Origin of the sequence: Pseudoalteromonas sp. MB41 (assembly GCF_020966275.1) — a bacterium.
Taxonomy (GTDB): Bacteria; Pseudomonadota; Gammaproteobacteria; order Enterobacterales; family Alteromonadaceae; genus Pseudoalteromonas; species Pseudoalteromonas lipolytica.
On sequence record NZ_JAJJZF010000077.1, the window covers coordinates 1 to 709 of the forward strand.

2 rRNA genes are annotated in these 709 nt (G+C 43.2%); both read left to right on the top strand.

Going from position 1 to position 709, the window contains the following annotated elements:
* A 16S ribosomal RNA gene (locus LPA49_RS22245) occupies positions 1-233 on the top strand; the annotation flags it as partial.
* Between the two features lie 281 nt (positions 234-514).
* Positions 515-709: ribosomal RNA gene (locus tag LPA49_RS22250) — 23S ribosomal RNA — on the top strand; the annotation flags it as partial.

Genomic DNA, 709 nt, shown 5'->3' on the forward strand with positions numbered 1-709 from the left:
GAGTCTGCAACTCGACTCCATGAAGTCGGAATCGCTAGTAATCGCGTATCAGAATGACGCGGTGAATACGTTCCCGGGCCTTGTACACACCGCCCGTCACACCATGGGAGTGGGTTGCTCCAGAAGTGGATAGTCTAACCTTCGGGAGGACGTTCACCACGGAGTGATTCATGACTGGGGTGAAGTCGTAACAAGGTAGCCCTAGGGGAACCTGGGGCTGGATCACCTCCTTATACGATTTAGAACTTATTTGTTCGTAGTGTCCACACAGATGATTGTTAGTTAGTAAAGCCGCAGGCTTCACTAATTAATATGCTCTTTAAAAATTTGGAAAGCTGATAATAAAATTCTGATGAATAACGATTGTTATTTATCAAGAGTTTTCAAAAGTAAAAATATGCCAATTAATTGAAAAATTAATCGGTATCTACTTTAGTATTCTCATCATTATTTGATGAATTAACTTCTGGCGAAGTTAACAGCTGTCACTAACAAAGACCCGTTTGGGTTGTATGGTTAAGTGACTAAGCGTACACGGTGGATGCCTTGGCAGTTGGAGGCGATGAAGGACGTATTAACTTGCGATAAGCCTAGTCAAGCTAGTAAAAAGCACTTGAGACTAGGATTTCCGAATGGGGAAACCCACCTGCTTGCAGGTATCTTGCACTGAATACATAGGTGTAAGAGGCGAACGCGGAGAACTGAAACA